We start from the raw sequence: 21020 nt of genomic DNA, 5'->3' as shown, positions 1-21020 counted from the left end.
CGGTCAGGAGCAGGCCGTCTGGAGGGTCGGGGTCGCCGCGGATCCGGGCCGCGGCTCGGAGAGGCGGATCGGCAAGTCTGCGAGGCGCAGGGACCGCCGAAGGGTCCTGGACAGCGCATCCACCAGCATGGTCAGGATGGCGGTCGCCGCGATCAGCGTCACGGCGACGTCGAGGCGCAGTTCCGAGATCGCCGCGTCCACGTAGAAGCCGAGCGTCGCCACCCCGAGGATGCCGAAGATCGCGCTCTCGCGCAGGATCAGCTCCCAGCGGTACAGCAGATAGGCCAGAAACTGCCCGTAGAGCCGCGGCACCGTCTCGTAGCTGTAGAGATTCAGGCCCGTCGGGGCGTCGGCACGGTAGGGGAGATCGTCGGCGTGGCGGCCCATCAGGTAGCCGACGATGCCGGCGTTGTGGATGGTCAGCGCCAGGATCGCCGGCAGCATCGACGGGCCGAGCAGTTGCAGCAGCACGTAGGCGAGCATGTATTCCGGCGTCGAGCGCACGACCACGAGGAGAACGCGGCCGAAGTGCCGGCCGACCGGCCCCGCGAACCGGCGCGAGGCCAGGGGGAACAGGAGCAGCGCGCCCAGCGCGGTGGCGACGAGCGCGACCTGCGCCAGCACCAGGGTCTGGAACGCGCCCGGCAGGATCTGCTGGGTGAGGATCGGCCGGAACCAGTGCCCCAGCCGAGTCCAGGTCCCGGGATCGAGGAGCGCGCCGGTGCGGAGCGGGCTCGGGACGATGTCGTGCGTCACGAAGCGTCCGAGGTTCGCGAGCCAGTCCGTCGTCCCGATCGTCCCCGGGAGGACGAGGACGCTCACCCCCAGAAGGATGGGCAGGGTCGAGAGCCGCATCCAGAGGCGGCGCGAGCCGATCAGGGCGTAGAACACCAGGAGCAATGCCCCGGCCTCGGCGTAGCGGCCCTGCCGGAAGGCGGATTCGAGGTAGAATCCCATGGTCGGCAGGCCGATGAAGCCGAGCACCAGGGTTGAGCGCATGGCGCATTCGAACCGGTAGAGCGTGTAGTGCCGGAAGGCGGCGGCGACGTCTGGCAGCCGGCCGTAGGCGAAGGCCGAGAGGGCACCGGTTCCCTCGGGCAGCACCCGCAGGGCCGCGAGGTCCGCCTCCTCGATGATCTCGGAATAGACCTTGGCGCAGATGCCCGCGTAGGGCAGCGCGATGGCGAGGATGCCGGTGGTGGCCGACAGGCCGAACACCTGCATCAGCAGCAGTGCCCAGAACAGCTCGTGCACGGAGCGGAGGGCGGCGCAGACGAGGCGCACGCTCCGGACCCTGGCGAAGGGAATGGCGAGGACGAACCCGGCCCCGGCCCCCAGCGTCACGCCGAGGATCGCGAACGCGACCGTGTAGACGACGCTCCAGATTTCCACCGACGGGAAGTCGGGGTGGATCAGGCCGCCGAGCAGGCGCTTGAGGTCGGCCCAGGGATGGAGGCTCGTGATCGCGAGGTCGGCCGCCAGGAGCGCGGCCAGCGCCCCGCCGACGAACCAGCGCGTCACCGCCGCGTAGCCCCAGCCGGGGATCCGGCGGAGGGCGCTCACGCGGCCTGCCCGTAGAACGGGACGAGGGCCGCTTCGTCGAGGTCGCGGGCGGGCGCGTCGAGCACGATGCGCCCGGCGTCGAGGACCACGATCCGGTCGGTATGCGCGAGTGCCAGAGCGATGTCGTGGAGCGCCAGCACCAGGGTCCGGTGGCGCGCTGCCAGCCGCTCCAGGACGAGGCCGCCCTGGGTGCGGTCCAGGGCCGAGACCGGCTCGTCCCCGATCAGGATCGGGCGTCCGTTGTAGAGGGCGCGCGCCACGGACACGCGCTGCTGCTGGCCGCCGGACAGGGCGCCAGCCTTGGCGCGGAGCTCGCCGGACAGGCCGACCTCCCCGAGGATGTCCCGGATCTCGGACAGGTCGGCGCGGGCCGGAAACGCCAGGGTGCGCAGGTTGTGCAGGGTCGAGCGCCGGTCGAGCCGGCCCATGTAGACGTTGTGGAAGACCGACAGGGTCCGCACCAGGGCCGCCGCCTGCGGGATCAGCGCGACGCGGGCGCGCGCCTGGGCGTGGATGAGCCCGAGCAGGGTGGACTTCCCCGCCCCCGAGCGTCCCATCAGGGCGATGCGCTCCCCGGCTCGGATGGTCAGGTCGACCCCGAACAGGACGGGCTTGCCGTCATAGGCCGCCCGGGCGCCCGACAGCACGATCTCCGCTTCGGGCGGGGTGAGGAGCACGGCGCCGCGGGCCACCTAGTCCAGCAAGCCCGTGGCTTTCGCCACGCGCTCCACCGGCTCATAGGCGGCGTTGGTCACCGGGATGAATTTCGAGCGGGCGAAGGGCGCCAGGATAGCCGGATCGGTTATGCCGATCAGGGCCGACTTCAGCTTCTCCGTGAAGCCGGCGCCGTAGATCGCGTCGACGTCGCCCCGCACGGTCCACTGGTAGTCGGGGAAGGGCGGGCTCTCCCAGATGACCCCGACGTCCTTCTGATCGACCTTGCCGGCCTTGCTGTCGAGATCCCAGACCGAGTAGTCGACCGCCCCGACCTCGAAGGCCCCGGACTGGACCAGCTGGATCGTGCGGCTGTGGTCCCCGGAGAACCCGACCCGGGCGAACACCTCGTCGGGCGTCTTACCCGGGAACGCCTCGCGGATGAAGTATTCCGGCATCAGGCGGCCCGAGGTCGAGGCGCGGGAGCCGAACGTGAATGTCTTGCCGGCGATCGCTTTCGGGAAGTCGGCCGATTTCGCCAGGCCGGTCTTCGTGTTGGCGATGAGGTAGGTCTTGAAGGCGGCGTCCTCCGCGCCTTGCGCGATCGCTTGCGCGCCGGGCGCGGCCTTGCGCGCCTGCACCCCGGTGAAGCCGCCGAACCAGGCGAGCTGGACCTGGCCGTTGGTGAAGGCCGTCACCGCCGCCGGATAGTTCTTCACGGGGATGTATTTCACGGGCACGCCGAGCTTGCCCTCGAGATAGGTCGCCACCTTGCCGAAGCGCTCCACGAGGCGGCTCTCGTCCTGGTCGGGAATGCCGGTGAAGACGAAGGTCGGCTTGGCGCTCTCCTGCGCGCCCGCGGGTCCGGACGCGACGAGGCATCCCAGTCCCACCAGCAGCGCCCCGCTCAACGTCCGTCTCAGCATCGTCGCCCCCAGCACACTGTTCCGACACTCTACACCCCCAAGCGGAGGCGGATGTCCAATCAATTGACGGCTGTCGTCGGCGCGGGGTCACCGGGCCGGGCGAACCCCTTGCTAACGGTGGGAGTTCGCGGGCCGGTGCCGGGCGGTTACGAGCCGGGCCGCCGAAGATGTGATGTTACCGCGACGCGTCTCCGTGCGAAGGGGAGGGGAACGCCGCGCGGCACGATGCCGATCATCGTGAGACGTCACGCCGGATCGCGTCAGAGGATCTCCATGGCTTCGACGTCGCTGACGCCCGCGCTTCCGATGCCGGCCCCCGCCGACCCGGCCCGGTCTTTCTCGCTCGGGATCGGGCTGACCAACGAGTGCAACCTCGCCTGCAGCTTCTGCTACCGCGATCCGGACCGGCTGGACCGGCTCGGGCCCGATCAGGTTCGGGCCGTCCTCGACAGCTTGCCGGTGCGCTCGGTCAACCTGGGCACCGGCGAAAACGGGATGCATCCGCAATTCCCGCGGCTCCTCGACATGCTGCGGGCCGAGCCGATCAAGCTCACGATCACGTCGAACGGGCATTCGATCGCGGTGATCGACGACGCGGCGGTGCAGGCCTTCGCCGACGTGGAATTCTCCATCGACTATCCGACCCGGGACGAGCAGGACGCGCAGCGCGGCGCCGGCAACTGGGACTTGGTGATGGCGCAGGCCGCCCGCTGCAGGGCCCTCGGCGTCGGCGTCACATTCATCGCGGTGATGATGCGGACCAACTTCGACCGGCTGCACGAGATCGCCGCCATCGCCCACAGCTTTGCGGCGCCCCTGCGCATCAACGTCTACCAGGCGGTGCGTACCGACGCCTTCGCGCTCACCTACGAGGAATACTGGGGCGGGTTCGCGCGGCTGTTCGCCGAGACCGACGTGGTCGCCATCGGCGAGCCGCTGGTCCGGGCCATGGCCGGCCTGCCGGCGCGCAAGGGCGGATGCGGGGTCGGCACGGTGCGGGTGACGCCTCGTGCCACGGTACAACCCTGTGTCTACTGGAGCGGCGCCGGCCAGAGTCTCGACACCCTGCGCGAGGCCGGAAGCGGGATCGTCGAGACGGCCCCCTTCGCGGCGGTCCGCGCCCTGCCGGAGCCCTGCCGGGGCTGCGCGCACGAGGCGTCCTGCCATGGCGGCTGCGCCGGGCGTCGGCGGCTGATGGATCGGCTCGACCAGGTGGATCCGTACTGTCCGATAGTGCGTGGGGAGTCCCGCCCCCTGGCGATCACCATGGCGCCGGCCCGCGACCTGCCGAAGCTCGAGAGCGCGTGCACGACCATCGTCCAGGCGCGCGTCCGGGACGTCCGTGGCTGACGGACCCGAGGCCATCGCCGGGCTGGGCCGGGTCGCGGACGCCTTCGCGGTCGTCCTGTGCGACGTATTCGGCGTCCTCCACGACGCGACGCGTGTGCTTCCGGCCGCCACCGGCGCGCTGGGCGCCTTCCGGGCGGCCGGCGGCACGGTGGTGCTCGTCTCGAACACCGCCGAACCCGGACGCCGCCTCGCGGACGCGCTCCGGGACCGCGGCATCCCTGCCGCGTGGGACGACCTCGTCACCGCGGCCGACGTCGCCCGAATCCTCTTGTGTGAGGGGGCGTCGGCGCGAGCGCACCATATCGGGCCGGCGCGCGACCGCGTCCTGTTCGCGGGCTTGCCGATCGCGCTGACCGGGGTCGAGGACGCCGATCTCACCGTCTGCACGGGCTATCCGGACGGCGATGACGACCTCGATGCGATCCTGGCCGTCGCGCACCGGCGCGGCCACAGCCTGCTCTGCACCAATCCGGACACATGCCTCACGGTGGGCACGACGCGCCTGCGCTTCGCCGGCCTCGTGGCCGAGCGCTACCGGACGCTCGGCGGCCGCGTGGTCGAGACCGGGAAGCCCGGTGCGCTGATCTATCGTCACGCCCTGGAACGCGCCGGTCGGGCACGCGGCCGGCTGGTCCCCCCCGAGCGGGTCCTCGGGATTGGCGACACCGCCGCGCTCGACGTCCTGGGCGCACTCAGGGCCGGCTTCAGCGCCCTTCAGGTCGGCGACGCGCCACCGCTCCCGCGGCCGGCATGCTCCCCCGGCCGATTGTACCGGATGCCCGCCCTTGTCTGGTAGGACCAGGCCGAGACCTCTTTCGTCGCCCTCGATGCCCCAGGATTCGGCCATGGATACCCCCCCGGTTCGCCTCACCAGCCTCGCCCATGGCGGAGGCTGCGGCTGCAAGCTCGACCCCGAGGTACTGCGCACGCTGCTGGCCGACCAACCGGTGGCCGGCCCGTTCGAGCGCCTGCTCGTAGGCAACGAGACCGCCGACGATGCCGCGGTCTGGGCGCTGGATGACGGGACCTGCCTCATCGCCACCACGGACTTCTTCACGCCGATGGTGGACGACCCCCACGATTTCGGCCGGATCGCCGCGACCAACGCGATCTCCGACGTCTACGCCATGGGCGGCAAGCCGATCCTAGCGCTCGCCATCCTGGGCATGCCGGTGGGCAAGATCCCGCCCGAGATCGTCGCCCGGATCCTGAAGGGCGGGGCCGCCACCTGCGCCGAGGCGGGCATCCCCATCGCGGGCGGCCACTCGATCGATACGCCGGAGCCGATCTACGGCCTCGCCGTGATCGGCCTGTGCGACCGCGCCCGGATCCGGCGCAACGCCGACGCGCAGGCCGGCGACGTCGCCATCCTGACAAAGCCCCTCGGCGTCGGCATCTACTCCGCTGCGATCAAGCGCGAGGCCCTCGACGCCGAGGGCTATGCCGACTTCGTCGCCACCACGACGCGCCTCAACAAGGTCGGGGCGGATCTGGCGGGCGATGCGGAGGTCCATGCCATCACCGACATCACCGGCTTCGGCCTGCTCGGCCACGGCCTCGAACTCGCGCGCGGCGCCGGCCTGACCTTCGTCATCGCGGGCGGCGCGATCCCGCTCCTGCCCCGGGCCGAAGCGCTCGCGCGGGAGGGCTTCGTCACTGGAGCCTCTCACCGCAACTGGGCGAGCTTCGGCAGCCAGGTGACCCTGCCCGAGGGCCTGCCCGACTGGCGGCGCCACCTCCTCACCGATCCCCAGACCTCCGGCGGCTTGCTCGTGACCTGCACGCCGGGGCATGCCGAGGCGATCCTGGCCCAGGTCCGGACCGCGGGCTTCGCGCAGGCCGCCGTCGTCGGGCGGTTCGAGGCCGGCGATCCCGGAATCCGGGTCGAGGCCTGACGGGAGGCCCCGTGCCGCCGCGCGACCCGCCAGTCGCCCCGATCCTGTGCGACAAGGCGTACGGGGCGGCTTCGGAATTCACACCCGATAGCCTGCTTCGCGAGGCGCGCCGGCAGCGTGGCCTCGGCGCCGGCCGGGTGCCCGCGCTGTGTGTGCTGGACCCAGACGGCGACATCGTCCGCCACCTGCGCGCGACCGGCGTGGCGCGGCCCGATCCGGACTGGGCCTGCTATCACACCGACCTCTTCCGCTTCGAACGCGACGGGCGGGAGGTCGGGATCGTCGGCTGCGCGGTCGGCGCCCCCTTCGCGGTGCTGGTGGCCGAGCAGATGTTCGCCGCGGGCTGCGAACTGCTGATCAGCGTCACCTCCTCGGGCCAGATCACGCCCTCGCGGGCGCCGCCCTACTTCATCCTGATCGAGGCGGCGCTCCGCGACGAGGGCACGAGCTACCATTACCTGGCGCCGGCCGACTTCGCACAGGCTCCGGCCGACCTCGTCGCGGCCATCGCCCCCGCACTGTCGGGAATCGGGGAACCGGTGGAGCGAGGCATGACCTGGACGACCGATGCGCCTTACCGCGAGACCCGACAGGCCATCGAGGCGGCGTCCGCGCGGGGCATCCTCGCGGTCGAGATGGAGGCGGCGGCGCTCTACGCCTTCGCGCAGGCTCGCGGCAAGGCGGTGCTGTGTTTCGCTCACGTCACCAACCAGATGGGCCAGGCTGGAGATTTCGAGAAGGGCGAAGCCAACGGTGCGACGGCCGCGCTCCGCCTCGTCGCGGCCGCCGCGGCGGCCCAATTCGCGCGGCGCTAAAGAGCCACCGTGCGGAACCCGGCGAACACGTCGCGGCGATCCGGGCCGAAGAAGTTGCGATAAGCGGCGTCGACCATGCGCGAGCGGGTCGCCCAGGCGCCGCCGCGCAGGACCTTGCGGGTCCCGAAGGCGGGCTCCGAATACTCCCTGTAGGCGTCGGGCGCGAAGCCGGGGAAGGGTAGGAACGGACTCGCCGTCCATTCCCAGACATTGCCGAGCATCTGCCGGCAGCCCCAGGCGCTGTCGCCCTCCGGGTAAGCGCCAACCTCGACGCAGCCGAGGTGGCCGCCGTCGAGGTTGGCGCGCTCCGGCGTGGGCGCGGTCTGCCCCCAGGGATAGGGACGCTTGGCCGCGCCGAGCGTGCCGTCCGGTTCCGGGCCGCCGGCGGCGGCAGCCTCCCACTCCGCTTCCGTGGGCAGGCGCCGGCCCGCCCAGCGGCAATAGGCGTTCGCCTCGTGCCAGCTGACGTGGATGACCGGCTGATCGGGCGCCAGCGGTTCGTCCCGGTCGAACCTTCGGACGGTCCAGTCGTGCGTCCCATCACGCGTCCAGTAGATTGGATGCTCGGCACCGCAGCCGTCGCGCCAGCGCACGCCCTCCGCGTCCCAATAGGCTGACACCCGGTAGCCGCTATCCGCGACGAAGACAGCGAACTCGGCGTTGGTCACCGGCGCGCGGGCGATGCGGAACGGCGCGATGGGCACGGGGTGTGCCCATTTCTCATTGTCGAAGACGAAGCCGCCGCCGGGCTCGGATCCGAGCCGCCAGGTTCCGCCGCCGACGGCGACGTCGCCGGGCCAGGGGCCGGCTCCCGTGTCTCGCGCGCAGGCCGACGCGGCGAAGGTCGGCACCGGGTAACCGAGGGTCTGGCGGGTGTAGGTGAAGGCCTCGTCATGCATGTCCTCGTGGAAGGTGACGAGTTGGTAGAGTTCGGCCTCGCGCGGCGTGGGCTCGCGACCGGCGAGGCGCCGGACCAGCGCCTCGTGGACGCTGGCCATGTAGCCGAGCGTTTCGGGTAGCGGCGGCAGCGGGATCGACCAGCGCGTCGCGTGGGCCACCCGCGCGGAATCGTAGAGTGCGTCGGCCCCTTCCATCAGGGGCGGACGACCGTCGAGTCCGCACAGGATGAAATGCTCGTGAAACCAGGCGAGATGCCCGATTTCCCACAGCAGGGGGTTCACGATATCGCTCCGTGGCCCCATGAGCCGGTCGCGATCAAGGCCTGCCACGAGTTCAAGCGTTCGCGCCCGGGAATCCTGCAGCATCGCCACGAGATCGGCAGCGGAGACCTGTGCGCTCATCAATCGTCCTGGAAGCTCGTCGCAATCATGAAGATCAGCCTCATCACGCCGGCGGCGAAGAGGTCGCGCGCCGGGAACCGGACGACGGCGATGCGCTGGGCGCGCATTCTCGGCGATCTCGGGCACCGAGTCGACGTGGCGACGATCTATGACGCGGCGGCCGATGCCGACCTGGTGCTGGCGCTGCACGCCTGGCGCAGCGCCGCATCCATTGCGCGCTTTAAGGCGCGCCACCCGGAGCGGCCGCTCATCGTCGCCCTGACCGGCACGGACGTCTATCACTATCTCGCGGCCGACCCAGAGCCGACGCTGTGCTCGCTCGACCTGGCCGACCGCCTGATCGGCCTCCACGACCTGATCCCCGCCGCTCTTCCGGAGCGTCACCGCACCAAGGTCGATGTCGTGTTCCAGTCCGCCCTGCCGCGTCGCCAGCGCTGGCCGGCCTCCGAGGAGGCCTTCGAGGTCCTCGTCGTCGGGCACCTGCGCGCCGAGAAAGACCCGTTCTGCGCCGCCCGCGCCGCCCGGCGGCTTCCGGCCCGGTCCCGTATCCGCATCGTCCATCTCGGAGGTGCCCACGAGGCGGTCTGGGCGGCCCGGGCCCGCGCCGAGATGGCCGACAATCCGCGCTACCTGTGGCTGGGGGACCGGCCCGGATCCCTGGTACGGCGCTGGCTGACACGGGGGCGCGTCATGGTCCTCAGTTCGCTCCAGGAGGGCGGCGCCAACGTGGTGTCCGAGGCCGTCGTGTCCGGACTTCCGGTGATCGCCTCCGACATTCCCGGCACCCGCGGCCTGCTGGGGTCAGGCTATCCGGGCTACTTCCCGGTCGGCGACGATGCGGCCCTAGCCGCCCTGCTCCTGCGCGCCGAGGAGGAGCCCGAGTTTCTGAGTACCTTGGCCGCGGGCGCCGCGGGGCGCGCCGAGCTCTTCGCACCGGCACAGGAGTGCGAATCCCTTCGGCGGGTCGTCGCGCGTTGTACTGACGATCGTTCTGGTCCAACAGCTCCGCTATCCCCGGCGAGGCTCACGGGAAATCCCGACAGACGCCGAAGCGGAGGCGGCGACGCGTCATGACCGACGCCCTGGATTGATGCCGCCTGCAGCCTGAGCCTGGCACTCGTCGGTGCGCTCGCGGCCGGCGGTAAAAATCGCTTGGCACTGTCCTCGCCCGCTCAGAATTTACTGCAAATCGGCGCCCGCATCCTGCAGGATTCGGAGTAAAAACGATGATCCTCGCTCGACGTTGGCACCCGAGATCCGGGATTGATCCGCTCTTAGTTGTCTGTCGCGCCGACCAGACCTTGCTTAACCAGCGGCCGGGCAATGATCGGACGGAAGCCCATGTCTGCTTGCGGGAGCCGCTCAAGGCGGCCGGAACGACCGGTATGGTCGCGAAGCAGAAGGCCTGGTTTCAAGGGGCGGGTTGCGGCTCAGTGAGGGCGCACAGCGGTTGCGAGTTACCGGGTGATAGCACAGCCTCCAAAATTACCTCGTCCATTCAATGACATAGGTGTGCGCATTTCTGTTCGGGCTGGCCCGCCGACACTGACCTATCACGTCACACTTCGCAGCATCGGCGCGGATAACGCTGTGGGCAGCAGCGCAACCGGCCGGTGACAGTTGCCGCCAGCGCGCTGGGTCGGTGGGCCGCGTGATGTCGACGACGTTCGGATTATTCCAGGGCTTGGCGAAGGCGCCGAAGGTCGTCGCGTCGTACCAGCCGGGCGGCCTTCAATTTTCACATGCTGCGGCCGAACCTCTTGGGATTATCGGCCCGCACGGATGCCTGGCCACGCCTGGTCGCCTGGAACCAGTGGCGCCACTGGCGCTGGCACTGCCGGAACGGCGGCGTTCGAGCCCCCATGGTGGCCGGCGACCATGACGGTCCCGAGGCCCCGCGCCCATCAGGTCGATGACGTCGTGGGCAATCACCGGCGGGTCCCTGAATTCCCGTCAAGTTGTTCACGGACACGTGAATGGGGCGCAATTCGGAACGGCGGACGACCAGCGTTGTTCATCTCGAAACCGAACTGCGCCGGAGCCCCTGACCTTGCAAGCACCTGTCCGCTACAGCCCCGATGTCGAGCACGCGCAGCCCGATGAGGGTAAGACCATCGAGGGACTGAACGAGACCTTCGACACCATTCTCAAGACGGTCGCCGACGATTCCGGCCATGCCGTCCGCTCAGTCCACGCCAAGGCGCACGGCATCCTGGAAGGCGTCCTCAGGATCGATCCGAACCTGCCGCCGGAACTCGCCCAGGGGCTGTTCGCCAAGACCGGCGAGCACAAGGTCTACATGCGGCTGTCGACCAACGCCGGCGACATCCTGCCCGATGCCGTCTCCCTGCCGCGCGGCCTCGCCCTCAAGGTGCTCGATGTCGCGGGCGAGCGCCTGCCTGATGCCGAGGGCACCACCCAGAACTTCATCATGGTCAACGGCAAGGTCTTCCAGGCGCCGAACGCCCAGAAGTTCCTGGGCAGCCTCAAGCTGCTCGCCGGCACCACCGATCGGGTGGAGGGCCTGAAGGTCGCGGCCTCCACGGTGCTGCGCGGCGTCAACAAGGCCCTGACGGCCGTGGGCATCGAGAGCCCGACCATCGGCTCGCTCGGCGGCGCGCCCAATGTCGATCCGCTCGGCGAGACCTATTACAGCGTCACCCCGTTCCGGTACGGCGATTATATCGCCAAGTTCTCGATCGCCCCCGTCGCCCCGGGCCTGACCGCGCTCACCGGCACAGAGATCGATGCCTCCGGCCGGCCGAACGCGATCCGCGAGACGGTCCGCTCCGAGATGGAGGGGATCGAGGGCGTGTGGGAATTCCGGGTCCAGCTCTGCCGCGACCTCGCGCGCCAGCCCGTCGAGGACCCGACCGTGGAATGGAACGAGGACGAGGCGCCGTTCCAGCGGGTCGGCCTGATCACCGTCCGCCCGCAGGACAGCTGGGACGACGCCCGCGTCCAGGCGGTCGACGAGGCGATGCGCTTCAGCGTCTGGACGGGGCTCGCCGCCCACCGGCCGCTCGGCAACATCAACCGCGCCCGCAACGCCCCCTACCGGCATTCGGCGGAGTTCCGCCAGCGCTTCAACGGCTGCCCGATCCACGAGCCCGGCGCCGGGCGCTGAAGGAAATCCGGCATGCGCCATCCGATCGTGGCGGCGGCCGTCGCCGTCCTCTTGCTCGGCGCGCGCAGGTTCAGGCGGACGGCGGCAAGACGCCCGCCCAACGCCTTCATCGGCGTGACGGGCGGCGCCCGCTGAAGGGCGCCGATCGGGGGGACGTGAAATCCGGCGGGCTATGTCGCTCCCGGGCGGGGCGAAGTGCGATCGGCGTTCCCATCTATGGGACAGGATGGGACGCTTCGGTCCTGCGGAGGAACCACGATGAGCGAAGAGAGAGCGGTGCTGGCGGGCGGCTGTTTCTGGGGCATGCAGGATCTGATCCGGCGCCAGGACGGCGTGATCGCCACCCGCGTCGGCTACACCGGCGGCGATGTGCCGAACGCGACCTATCGCAACCACGGCACCCATGCCGAGGCCATCGAGATCATCTATGACCCGGCCAAGACGAGCTTCCGGCGCATCCTGGAGTTTTTCTTCCAGATCCACGACCCCACGACGCCGAACCGTCAGGGCAACGACCGGGGCCTGAGCTATCGCTCGGCCATCTACTATCGCGACGACGCGCAGCGGCAGGTCGCGAAGGATACCATCGCCGACGTCGATGCGTCGGGGCTCTGGCCGGGCAAGGTGGTCACCGAGGTGGCGCCAGCGGGTCCGTTCTGGGAGGCCGAGCCGGAGCATCAGGACTACCTGGAGCGTCGGCCGGATGGCTACACCTGCCACTTCGTCCGGCCGAACTGGACGCTCCCGGTCCGATCCCCGGCTTCTCAGGACGCCTGAGGGTCCGATCCGGCAGACTGGCCGCGGAGCACGGCGCGTCGCGGGCAGACCCGACCTCGCCGCCCGGCCAGGAAACCTTTCGAAGGTTCCTCCGAGGCGCCGCTCTGCCCGGCCCTCGTCGCGGCGGCACGGCTTGGCGACCGCCCGGACGTGCTCGCACGCTCGGCACGTCCCGAACGGCGATGTGGCCGGATGCGTCGGGCCGCATCGTCGGCACGCGCGACGTGGTGCGAGCGGCGGCTCGCATGAACGGCGTCGACATGGCCCGGGAGATCAGGCCGCGCCACGGCGACCTACCCGTGGTGCCGCCTTGCGGCTACAGCGATGTCCTGGCCTGGGATGTCCCGGCCTGGGCGGCACGCACACGAGCAGCTCTCCGGTATCCTTCGACGGGTGACGACCCGGCGTCGCGAGGAATAGAGCGGGGCGACGTCTCCGAGGCCTTCGGGCCTTCCGACGTAACCGTGCGCGATGGACTGATCCGCCAGCCCCGAGTGTGACTCACAATGAGTTCGACCCCAACGCGCGAGACCGCTCGCCTCCGGGCACTGGAGAGCTACCGTCTGCTCGATACCCCGCGCGAGAGCGATTTCGACGAGATCGCGGAGGCCGCGGCCGAGCTCTGCGACGCCCCGATCGGCGTGGTCAACCTCATCGGAGACGGCCGCCAGTTCTTCAAGGCGGAGGTGGGCCTGGGCGTGCGTGAGACGCCCCTCGAATCGTCCTTCTGCCGCCAGGCCTTGCTGCAGGAAGATTTCCTCTACGTTCAGGATGCCGCGCGCGACCCGCGCTTCATCGGGAACCCGCTCGTCGTCGGAGACCCCGGCCTGCGCTTCTACGCCGGGGCGCTGTTGAAGACGCCGGACGGCCACCCCCTCGGCACGGTCTGCGTCCTCGACACCAAGCCCCACGAACTGACCGAGCGGCAACGCAAGGGGCTGCTGCGCCTCGCGCGTCAGACCATGGCGCAGATGGAGCTGCGCCGCTCGCTGCGGGAGCAGGCCGAGCAACGCCTGCTCCACGAGCGCATCCTGGACAGCGCGACCGACTACGCGATCATCGCGACCGACGCCCGGGGCCACGTCACCCGCTGGAATGCGGGCGCCGAGAACGTGCTCGGCTGGAGCGAGGCCGAGATGCTGGGCCACGCGGCGGCCGTGTTCTTCACGCCCGAGGACCGAGCCGAGGGCCGGCCGGAAACCGAGATGGCGCTCGCGCTGCAGAACGGCAGCGCCCCCGACGAGCGCTGGCATCTGCGCAAGGACGGCAGCCGCTTCTGGGCCTCGGGAGAGCTGATGCCCCTGAAGTCGGATGGGGGGGCCATCATCGGCTTCCTCAAGATCCTGCGCGACCGCACCGAGCAGCGCGCGACCGACGCGGCCCTGCAGGCGAGCGAGATGCGCTACCGCTCGCTGGTGGAGGTCAGCCCCCAGGTCGTGTGGTTCGGCGATCCCGAGGGCAACGTCACCTACTGCAACGCCTACTGGTACGACTACACGGGCTTGCCGTCCGGCGTGACCGGAGAGGCCAGCTGGATGTCCGCGATCCATCCCGATTACCGCGAGACCACCCGGCAGGCCTGGCTGGCGGCGGCGACCTCGGGACAATCCTACGAGATCGAGTTCCCGCTTCGGCGCGCGGACGGCGAATACCGCTGGTTCCTGTCCCGAGCGAAGCCGATCCACGATCCGGACGGGACCCTCCGGAGCTGGATCGGGACCTCGCTCGACATCCACGAGCGCAAGGTCGCCGAGCGCCGCTTCAAGGCCCTGACCGAACTCGCCCCGGCCATCATCTGGTTCGGGACTCCCGACGGCGGCGTCAGCTACCTGAACGACCGCTGGTTCGCCTATACCGGGCAGACGCCGGAGCAGGCGCTGCCGACCGGCTGGGCCGAGGTCATCCACCCGGACGACCTGGACGGCCTGCTGAGCGTCTGGGACGAGGCCCGCGCCCGGGAGATCGTCTACGACACCGAGGCCCGCCTGCGCCGCTATGACGGGCATTATCGGTGGTACCTGATCCGCGCCGAGCCGATGCGCGATGCCGGCGGGGCCATCACCGGCTGGCTCGGCAGCAACACCGATATCCATGACCGGAGGCAGGTGGAAGAGGACCTGCGCAAGGCACGCGAGCAGCTGCGCCTCGCCGTCGAGGCGACTGGGACCGGCATCTTCGACTACGACCTCGTCGCGGACGTGCTGGAATGGGACCTGCGCACCCGCGCCTTCTTCGGCCTCGGACCGGACGCGCCCGTCAACCTCGAGATCTACCTGGCCCGCCTGCACCCGGACGACCGCGCCAGGGCGGACGAGGCGGTGCAGGCCGCCCTCGATCCGGCCGGCAACGGCATCTACGACATCACGTACCGAACCCTCACCCCCGAGGACGGAGTCGAGCGCTGGGTATCGGCCAAGGGCCAGACCCTGTTAGAGGGCGGCCGACCCGTGCGCCTCATCGGCACGGCGCGCGACGTCACCGAAAGCCGGAAGGCGGAGCAGATCCTGCGCGAGACCGAGGAGCGCTACCGGCTGGCCTCGCGCGCGACCAACGACGCGATCTGGGACTGGAGCCTCGCCACGAACCACCTCCTGTGGAACGAGGCTCTCCAGACCGCCCACGGCTACGTCCCGGACGCGGTCGAACCCACCGGCGACTGGTGGATCGCCCACATCCACCCCGACGACCGGGCGCGCGTCGACGCCTCGATCCATGCGGTCATCGACGGCACCGGCCTCGTCTGGAGCAACGAGTACCGTTTCCAGCGGGCGGACGGCTCCTACGCCAGCATCCTCGATCGCGGCTACGTCATCCGTGACGGGAACGGCCGGGCCATCCGCATGATCGGAGCCATGCTCGACATCACGGCGCGCAAGCGGGCCGAGGAGCACCAGCGCCTGCTCACCGGCGAGCTCCAGCATCGGGTCAAGAACACCCTCGCCCTCGTCCAGGCCATCGCCAGCCAGACCCTGCGCGGCGCCACCGACGTCGATTCCATGCGCGAGGCGTTCTCGTCCCGGCTGATCTCGCTGGGACGCGCCCACGACATCCTCACCGCCTCGAGCTGGACCGAGGCGCCGATTCAGGAAGTGGTGGACGGGGCGCTGGCGGTGCATCGCGGCGTCGCCCCGCACCGCATCCGGGCGCGCGGCCCGAACGTCCCCCTGGCCGCCAAACCCGCGCTGTCGCTGGCGCTCGCCCTGCACGAGCTCGCCACCAACGCGACCAAGTACGGGGCGCTCGCCAACGAATCCGGCGCCGTAGACCTGTGCTGGCACGTCGTGCACGCGGACGGGATCGCACGCTTCTGCCTGACCTGGTCGGAGCAGGGCGGCCCGCCGATCCTCTCGCCGCCGACGCGCCGGGGCTTCGGCTCGCGCCTGATCGAGCGCAGCTTCGCCGCTGAGGTGGGCGGCCAAGTCCTGCTCACCTACGCGCCGACCGGCCTTGTCTGCCACTTGGAGGCCCCGCTTGCCGCCATGCAGGACCACCGCGATGGGGCCGCGGCCTGAACCCCCGGTGTTCCGCGTTCCGTCGCCGCTATCCGGAGCGCCTCGGCCTGATCCGACCCGAGCGCGCCCTCGAACCCGGCACGCGGGCCGAGCGGAGCTGCGCATAGCCCTCGTATCCCACCGCCCGGGCGAGGCGGTTGGCCGTGGCAACCAAGACGCCGGCAGGATCCGCCGACGCGTCCACCGTCGGGGTGGCGGCCCTGAGCGGATGGTCGCGTACGGACCGCGCGACTTCGCGATGCGCTTGGCCGAGCACCGGGAAGGTCCGCGCATTGCGCGCTCACAACACGGGTGAGCGGCTAATGCGGACCCGTCGGTCAGGCGCCCCTCGATGCGGGTGAATCGAGGCCCAGCTCGGCACGGAACAGCGTCTCCATCTCGCGCCGGATGCGGATCGCCTGGTGATTTGCGTCGTACGCCACATCGCTCCAGCGGACCGCGCGGCCGGCGGGGACATCGTTGGTCAGGACCAGGTTGTGCGCCAGCCCGATCGGCAGGGCGTCCTGCTGCAGGGAATCGACCGTCGGCATCAGCTTGCCGTAGACCGTGAAGCCGCCTTCGCCGTCGAGGCGCTCGCCGGCTTTCAGGACGCGCTTGGCGGTGGCTGCCACGTCGCCGCGCCATGCGCCGGTGGCGCCCGTCGCCTCGCCTCGGACCGCGATGGAGGCGACCGAGATCCCGAGCTCGAGACCGATCAGGTGGTAGGGCTTGTAGGTTGCGGCATAGCGGCCGGTGTCGTCGGTCTTCAGCCCGTATTGCGCGAAGCATTCCTGCACGTAGCGGCTCGGCGCCTCGAACACCGCGAAGACGCCCCAGCGCAGGTCCCGGAAGACCGGGCGCCCGTCCCGCTCCAGGGAAGACACCACCTCGACGGTGCCGCGCTCGGTCAGGATGCCGCCGTCCGCCACCGGCCGCAGGACCGTCGGCAGGTCGTCGACGCCGCAGGCCGGGAAGGCGAGGCCGTCGCGCGGGGGCGTCAGCCCGCAGGCATTGGCCACGGCGGCCATCTCCAGGGCCGACTTGGTGCCGTCCAGGAAGGAGTTGAACATCTGCGGGTTGAAATCGCCGCCCGCTACCTGCTCGGCGCTGAAGCCGTAATGGCCCCAGACCGTGTCGGGCGTGGAGGCGTGATAGGCCGGCAGGTACTTCGTGCCCTTTCCGGCGCAGATCACCTCCAGCCCGATCGTGCGCGCCCAGTCGACCAGTTCCGCGATGAGCGCCGGCTGGTCCCCCGAGGCCATGGAATAGATCACCCCGGCCTCGGCGGCGCGGCGGGCGAGCAGGGGGCCGGCCAGCACGTCGGCCTCGACGTTGACCATCACGATGTGCTTGCCCTGCTCGCAGGCCTTGAGCGCGTGGTGGATGCCGGCGGCCGGGCTGCCGGTCGCGTCGATCACGATGTCCACGAACGGGCTGGCGATCATGGCGTCGGCATCGTCGGTGACGCAGGTCGCCCCGGTCCGCGCGGCCTCTTCCAGGTCGGGCGCCGTGAAGCGGGCCTCGTCCCAGCCCACCCGCCGCAGCGCCTGACGCGCCCGGTCGGGCGAGAGGTCGGCCACGGCGGTGAGGTGGATGCCCGGCGTCCGGGGCGCCTGCGACAGGTACATCGAGCCGAACTTGCCGGCGCCGATCAGGCCCACGCGGACCGGGCGCCCCTCGTCGGCGCGACGCTGCAGCTTGGCGAACATGGACATGGCGCTCTCCCGGCGTGGTGCGCGATCGGTCGGGCCTCGGCGCCCGTCCCCGCCGCGTTTGCATGGCCTTGCCGGCTGGGAATTATCATGCGTTTCGGCGTCTGCCCATGCAACGACGGACGCGCCCTGCTTCGGCCCGGTAACGCTTAGCCGGCAAATCGGCTTTCCTGCTCGCGATTCAGAAGCCAGCGGCGGAAGGCTCGGATCTTCTCCAGGTCCCGGTCCCGTTCGCGGTAGCAGATGAAGTGGAGGTCCCGGTACAGGCTCGCGAGGCGGCCGTCGCCGAGCCGCACGAGCTGCCCGGCGCCGAGTTCGTCCTGCGCGAACCGCAGGCTCTCCAGGGCGACCCCAAGCCCCTGAACGGCCGCCGCGATCACCAGGGAGCCGCGGTCGAAGGCCGGCCCGGACACGGCGGCCGGGGCGGACAAACCGTTCTGCGCGAACCAGTCCGGCCAGCGCACGGGGCTGAACGACGAATCCAGCCGGGTGAAGCCCTGGATGGTGGCGGGCTCGATCGGCCCGATGGAGCGGGCGAGGTTCGGCGTGCACAGGGCCGCGATCTCCTCGGGCCCCAGGGACTCGACCGCCAGGCCGGGGCCGCGCGGCGGACGGCCGTAGGCGATCAGGATGTCGATCTCCTCGTGCCGGCCGAGGTCGATCGGATCGGCATTGCTGGAGAGGCGAATGCCGATCTCGGGATGCGCCTCCACGAAGGCATGCAGCCGCGGACCGAGCCACTTGGCGGCGAAGCTCGGGGTGCAATGCACGGCGAGCGCCGAGGACGGCGGTGGGCTGAGCTCGGCGCAGAGAGCTTCGATCGCGTCGAAGGCCTGCCCGAGGCCTGCGCACAGGCGCTCGCCGTCCGCGGTGAGGGTCGCCTGACGGTTGGCACGCCGGAACAGGAGCCGCCCAAGGGTGCGTTCGAGCGCGCGGATCTGGTGGCTCACCGCTGAGGGCGTGAGATGCAACTCCTCGCTCGCCCGCGCGAAGCTGCCGAGGCGCGCGGCGGCCTCGAAGGCCCGCAGGGCGGGGAAGCTCGGGATCCGGCGCATGCAACAATCCGTGAATTGAATTCACGAAAACGGTGAAAAATCGTCGTTTGTCAACGCCGTGACAGAGCACGATAGTGCCGCCCGCACCGCATAGACGGTTGCGGTACCAATAAAGTCTAGGGAGTCAACGCCATGGCACAGGGGGTCATGACCCTCGTCGAGCCCAGTATCGACGAGACGACGCGGGTCTACCGCAAGGTCACATGGCGCCTCGTGCCGGTCCTGTTCGCCTGTTACGTGGCGGCCTATCTCGACCGTGTCAATGTCGGCTTCGCCAAGCTGCAGATGCTCAGCGATCTACAGTTCAGCGAGACGGTGTACGGCCTCGGCGCCGGGATCTTTTTCGTCGGCTACTTCCTGTTCGAGGTGCCGAGCAACATGATCCTGCACAAGGTCGGCGCCCGGATCTGGATCGCGCGGGTGATGCTGAGCTGGGCGGTCATCTCGGCGGCGATGATGTTCGTGACGTCGCCGATGCTGTTCTACGTGCTGCGGTTTCTTCTCGGCCTCGCCGAGGCTGGCCTATTTCCGGGCGTGATCCTGTACCTGACCTATTGGTACCCGTCCGAGCGGCGCGGCGGCATCATCGCGATGTTCATGACGGGCATTCCGATCGCCGGCCTGATCGGCGGACCCGTCTCCGGCTGGATCATGAACGCCTTCGCCGGAACCGCGGGCCTCGCGGGATGGCAGTGGCTGTTCCTGATCGAGGCGCTGCCCTCGGTGGTGATGGGCATCTGCGTGCTCGCCTATCTCGACGACGGCATCCAGAAGGCGAAGTGGCTGAGCCCGGACGAGAAGGCCTTGCTCGCCCGCAACGTCGCCGCCGACGGCGCCTCCGTGGCCGCGCACCGCTTCCGCGACGGCTTCACCAGCGGCTGGGTCTGGCTGCTCAGCGGGATCTACTTCTTCTTCATCATGGGCCTCTACGGCGTCGGATTCTGGCTGCCGACCCTGATCAAGGGCGCGGGCGTCGCCGACCCCCTGCGGATCGGTCTCCTGACAATGCTGCCCTACGGCGCCGCCGCAGTGGCGATGATCACGGTCGGGCGCCTGTCCGATGCGTCCCGGGAGCGGCGCTGGCACATCGTGGTGCCGGGCCTCGTCGGGGCGGTGGGCTGGCTGGTCAGCATCCGCTTCAGCACGGATCTGGTCGTCGCCGAAGCCGCGCTCACCGTGGCGACCATCGGCGTGCTCGTGACGCTCGCGCAGTTCTGGTGCCTGCCGACCGCCATCCTGGCGGGAGCGGCCGCCGCCACCGGCATCGCGGTGATCAACTCGGTCGGCAACCTCGCCGGCTTCGTGAGCCCCTACCTGATCGGCTGGATCATCGACACGACCAAGTCCACGAGCCTCGGCGTCTACACGCTGGCCGGCTGTCTCGCGATCGGCAGCCTCCTCGCGCTCACCATGCCCAGGTGCCTGGTCAACCGCTGAACCCTCTCACCCCCTCCCTCACCCTGACGAAAGGACACGCCATGCTCGACGACCATTCCCACGACGGCGACATCGCCATCGACCTGCCCAACGACAGCGCCGGCCGCAAGCGGACCTCGATCTACCAGCCCGAGCAGGCGGGCCTGATCTTCCCGGAGATCCCCCAGTTCGCCAGCCACGCCGAGGAGCGGGAATACCGCAAGCAGCACCTCGTGGCCGCCTGCCGCGCCTTCGCGATGCACGGCTTCGATTACGGCTTCGCCGGACACCTGACGATCCGCGATCCCGAGCGTCCAGAGCTGTACTGGACCAACCCGATGTGCGTGCACTTCTCGCAGGTGCGGATGTCGAACCTGATCCTCGCCGACCACAAGGGCGACGTGGTCGAGGGGCGCTACGCGATCAACCGCGCCGGCTTCGTGCTCCACGCCGCCGTGCACGACGAACATCCCGACGTCATGGCGATGTGCCACGCGCACACGACCTACGGCACCGCCTGGTGCGCCACCGGCCGGCCCCTCGACATGATCAGCCAGGATGCCGCCGCCTTCTACAACAGCCACGCGGTGATCGGCGCCTCGGCCGGGGCGGTCGCGGTCGAGAAGGCCAGCGGCCTCTCCGTGGCCCAGCAGATCGGCCGCAACCGCGGCGTGCTGCACCAGAACCACGGCCTGCTCACCTGCAGCCGCCACAGCATCGACGACGCGGCGTTCTGGTTCATCGCCCTGGAGCGGGCCTGCCAGCAGCAGCTCCTGGTTGAGGCGACCGGCATCAAGCCGCAGCTCCTGTCGGTGAAGACCGCCCGCTACAGCCGCGAGCATGTCGGGAGCGACTACATCGGCTGGCTGCACTTCCAGACGCTCTACAGCCACATCGCCGCGACCCAGCCCGACATGTTCGCCTGAGGTCGGCGCCGG

The 21020-nt window shown here is 70.1% G+C and carries 17 protein-coding genes; 11 read left to right on the top strand and 6 right to left on the bottom strand.

Annotation, left to right across the window (positions count from 1 at the left end):
• Positions 1-3 precede the first annotated feature (3 nt).
• The 3 genes from MKL11_RS30850 to MKL11_RS30840 are packed head-to-tail and all read right to left on the bottom strand — an operon-like array spanning position 4 to position 3143.
• The gene (locus MKL11_RS30850; protein WP_243950791.1) at positions 4-1563 is read right to left on the bottom strand and encodes a PhnE/PtxC family ABC transporter permease; all 1560 of its coding nucleotides are present in this window, start codon (positions 1561-1563) and stop codon (positions 4-6) included.
• The gene (locus tag MKL11_RS30845; RefSeq protein WP_243950789.1) at positions 1560-2255 is read right to left on the bottom strand and encodes an ATP-binding cassette domain-containing protein; all 696 of its coding nucleotides are present in this window, start codon (positions 2253-2255) and stop codon (positions 1560-1562) included. The genes MKL11_RS30850 and MKL11_RS30845 overlap by 4 nt, the downstream gene beginning before the upstream one ends.
• Positions 2256-3143 carry a putative selenate ABC transporter substrate-binding protein gene (locus tag MKL11_RS30840; protein WP_243950787.1) on the bottom strand — a complete coding sequence of 296 codons (888 nt, stop codon included), beginning with the start codon at positions 3141-3143 and terminating at the stop codon, positions 2256-2258.
• Between the two features lie 273 nt (positions 3144-3416).
• Between MKL11_RS30840 and MKL11_RS30835 the strand changes: the two genes are divergently transcribed.
• The 4 genes from MKL11_RS30835 to MKL11_RS30820 are packed head-to-tail and all read left to right on the top strand — an operon-like array spanning position 3417 to position 7203.
• The gene (locus MKL11_RS30835) at positions 3417-4493 is read left to right on the top strand and encodes a radical SAM/SPASM domain-containing protein (protein WP_243950785.1); all 1077 of its coding nucleotides are present in this window, start codon (positions 3417-3419) and stop codon (positions 4491-4493) included.
• Positions 4486-5289 (top strand): TIGR01459 family HAD-type hydrolase, encoded by an 804-nt coding sequence (locus MKL11_RS30830; protein WP_243950783.1) that lies wholly within the window; start codon positions 4486-4488, stop codon positions 5287-5289. The genes MKL11_RS30835 and MKL11_RS30830 overlap by 8 nt, the downstream gene beginning before the upstream one ends.
• A 49-nt stretch (positions 5290-5338) precedes the next feature.
• Positions 5339-6388, top strand: coding sequence for a selenide, water dikinase SelD (gene selD, locus MKL11_RS30825; RefSeq protein WP_243950781.1), 1050 nt, complete (start codon positions 5339-5341; stop codon positions 6386-6388).
• Positions 6389-6399: 11 nt separating this feature from the next.
• Positions 6400-7203: a nucleoside phosphorylase gene (locus MKL11_RS30820; RefSeq protein WP_243950779.1), complete on the top strand. Its 804-nt coding sequence runs from the start codon at positions 6400-6402 to the stop codon at positions 7201-7203.
• Here MKL11_RS30820 and senA read toward each other — a convergent pair.
• On the bottom strand, positions 7200-8504 hold the full coding sequence (senA, locus tag MKL11_RS30815; protein ID WP_243950777.1) for a selenoneine synthase SenA: 1305 nt from the start codon (positions 8502-8504) through the stop codon (positions 7200-7202). The genes MKL11_RS30820 and senA overlap by 4 nt on opposite strands.
• A 27-nt stretch (positions 8505-8531) precedes the next feature.
• On the opposite strand from senA, the gene senB reads away from it, so the two are divergent.
• The 5 genes from senB to MKL11_RS30795 all read left to right on the top strand — a co-directional run bounded on the left by senB (position 8532) and on the right by MKL11_RS30795 (position 15920).
• Positions 8532-9578 carry a selenoneine biosynthesis selenosugar synthase SenB gene (senB, locus tag MKL11_RS30810; protein WP_243950775.1) on the top strand — a complete coding sequence of 349 codons (1047 nt, stop codon included), beginning with the start codon at positions 8532-8534 and terminating at the stop codon, positions 9576-9578.
• Positions 9579-10554: 976 nt separating this feature from the next.
• On the top strand, positions 10555-11631 hold the full coding sequence (locus MKL11_RS30805; protein ID WP_243950773.1) for a catalase family protein: 1077 nt from the start codon (positions 10555-10557) through the stop codon (positions 11629-11631).
• Positions 11632-11643: 12 nt separating this feature from the next.
• Positions 11644-11766: a hypothetical protein gene (locus tag MKL11_RS33300; protein ID WP_279600813.1), complete on the top strand. Its 123-nt coding sequence runs from the start codon at positions 11644-11646 to the stop codon at positions 11764-11766.
• 123 nt (positions 11767-11889) lie between these two features.
• On the top strand, positions 11890-12408 hold the full coding sequence (gene msrA, locus MKL11_RS30800) for a peptide-methionine (S)-S-oxide reductase MsrA (protein WP_243950770.1): 519 nt from the start codon (positions 11890-11892) through the stop codon (positions 12406-12408).
• 506 nt (positions 12409-12914) lie between these two features.
• Positions 12915-15920 carry a PAS domain S-box protein gene (locus MKL11_RS30795; protein ID WP_243950768.1) on the top strand — a complete coding sequence of 1002 codons (3006 nt, stop codon included), beginning with the start codon at positions 12915-12917 and terminating at the stop codon, positions 15918-15920.
• A 317-nt stretch (positions 15921-16237) separates the two neighbouring features.
• On the opposite strand, the gene MKL11_RS30790 is transcribed toward MKL11_RS30795, so the two are convergent.
• Positions 16238-17614 (bottom strand): NAD(P)H-dependent oxidoreductase, encoded by a 1377-nt coding sequence (locus MKL11_RS30790; RefSeq protein WP_243950766.1) that lies wholly within the window; start codon positions 17612-17614, stop codon positions 16238-16240.
• Between the two features lie 146 nt (positions 17615-17760).
• Entirely contained in the window at positions 17761-18666 is a 906-nt protein-coding gene (locus MKL11_RS30785) for a LysR substrate-binding domain-containing protein (RefSeq protein ID WP_243950764.1), read from the bottom strand.
• Positions 18667-18798: 132 nt separating this feature from the next.
• On the opposite strand from MKL11_RS30785, the gene MKL11_RS30780 reads away from it, so the two are divergent.
• Together MKL11_RS30780 and MKL11_RS30775 are read left to right on the top strand one after the other, a co-directional pair.
• Entirely contained in the window at positions 18799-20103 is a 1305-nt protein-coding gene (locus tag MKL11_RS30780; protein WP_243950762.1) for an MFS transporter, read from the top strand.
• Positions 20104-20144: 41 nt separating this feature from the next.
• A complete protein-coding gene (locus MKL11_RS30775) occupies positions 20145-21008 on the top strand; it encodes a class II aldolase/adducin family protein (protein ID WP_243950760.1) in 864 nt (287 codons plus the stop codon).
• Positions 21009-21020 lie beyond the last annotated feature (12 nt).

The organism is Methylobacterium sp. J-077 (assembly GCF_022829365.1).
GTDB lineage: Bacteria > Pseudomonadota > Alphaproteobacteria > Rhizobiales > Beijerinckiaceae > Methylobacterium.
The sequence above is the reverse complement of the archived record's forward strand: the minus strand, read 5'-3'. Positions and strand labels throughout refer to the sequence as shown.

Excerpts from the sequence above, each read along its gene's own strand:
- MKL11_RS30840 (WP_243950787.1), bottom strand. The coding sequence starts at position 3,143 with ATGCTGAGACGGACGTTGAGCGGGGCGCTGCTGGTGGGACTGGGATGC.
- MKL11_RS30835 (WP_243950785.1), top strand. The coding sequence starts at position 3,417 with ATGGCTTCGACGTCGCTGACGCCCGCGCTTCCGATGCCGGCCCCCGCC.
- selD (WP_243950781.1), top strand. The coding sequence starts at position 5,339 with ATGGATACCCCCCCGGTTCGCCTCACCAGCCTCGCCCATGGCGGAGGC.
- senA (WP_243950777.1), bottom strand. The coding sequence starts at position 8,504 with ATGAGCGCACAGGTCTCCGCTGCCGATCTCGTGGCGATGCTGCAGGAT.
- senB (WP_243950775.1), top strand. The coding sequence starts at position 8,532 with ATGAAGATCAGCCTCATCACGCCGGCGGCGAAGAGGTCGCGCGCCGGG.
- MKL11_RS33300 (WP_279600813.1), top strand. The coding sequence starts at position 11,644 with ATGCGCCATCCGATCGTGGCGGCGGCCGTCGCCGTCCTCTTGCTCGGC.
- msrA (WP_243950770.1), top strand. The coding sequence starts at position 11,890 with ATGAGCGAAGAGAGAGCGGTGCTGGCGGGCGGCTGTTTCTGGGGCATG.
- MKL11_RS30795 (WP_243950768.1), top strand. The coding sequence starts at position 12,915 with ATGAGTTCGACCCCAACGCGCGAGACCGCTCGCCTCCGGGCACTGGAG.
- MKL11_RS30790 (WP_243950766.1), bottom strand. The coding sequence starts at position 17,614 with ATGTCCATGTTCGCCAAGCTGCAGCGTCGCGCCGACGAGGGGCGCCCG.
- MKL11_RS30785 (WP_243950764.1), bottom strand. The coding sequence starts at position 18,666 with ATGCGCCGGATCCCGAGCTTCCCCGCCCTGCGGGCCTTCGAGGCCGCC.
- MKL11_RS30780 (WP_243950762.1), top strand. The coding sequence starts at position 18,799 with ATGGCACAGGGGGTCATGACCCTCGTCGAGCCCAGTATCGACGAGACG.
- MKL11_RS30775 (WP_243950760.1), top strand. The coding sequence starts at position 20,145 with ATGCTCGACGACCATTCCCACGACGGCGACATCGCCATCGACCTGCCC.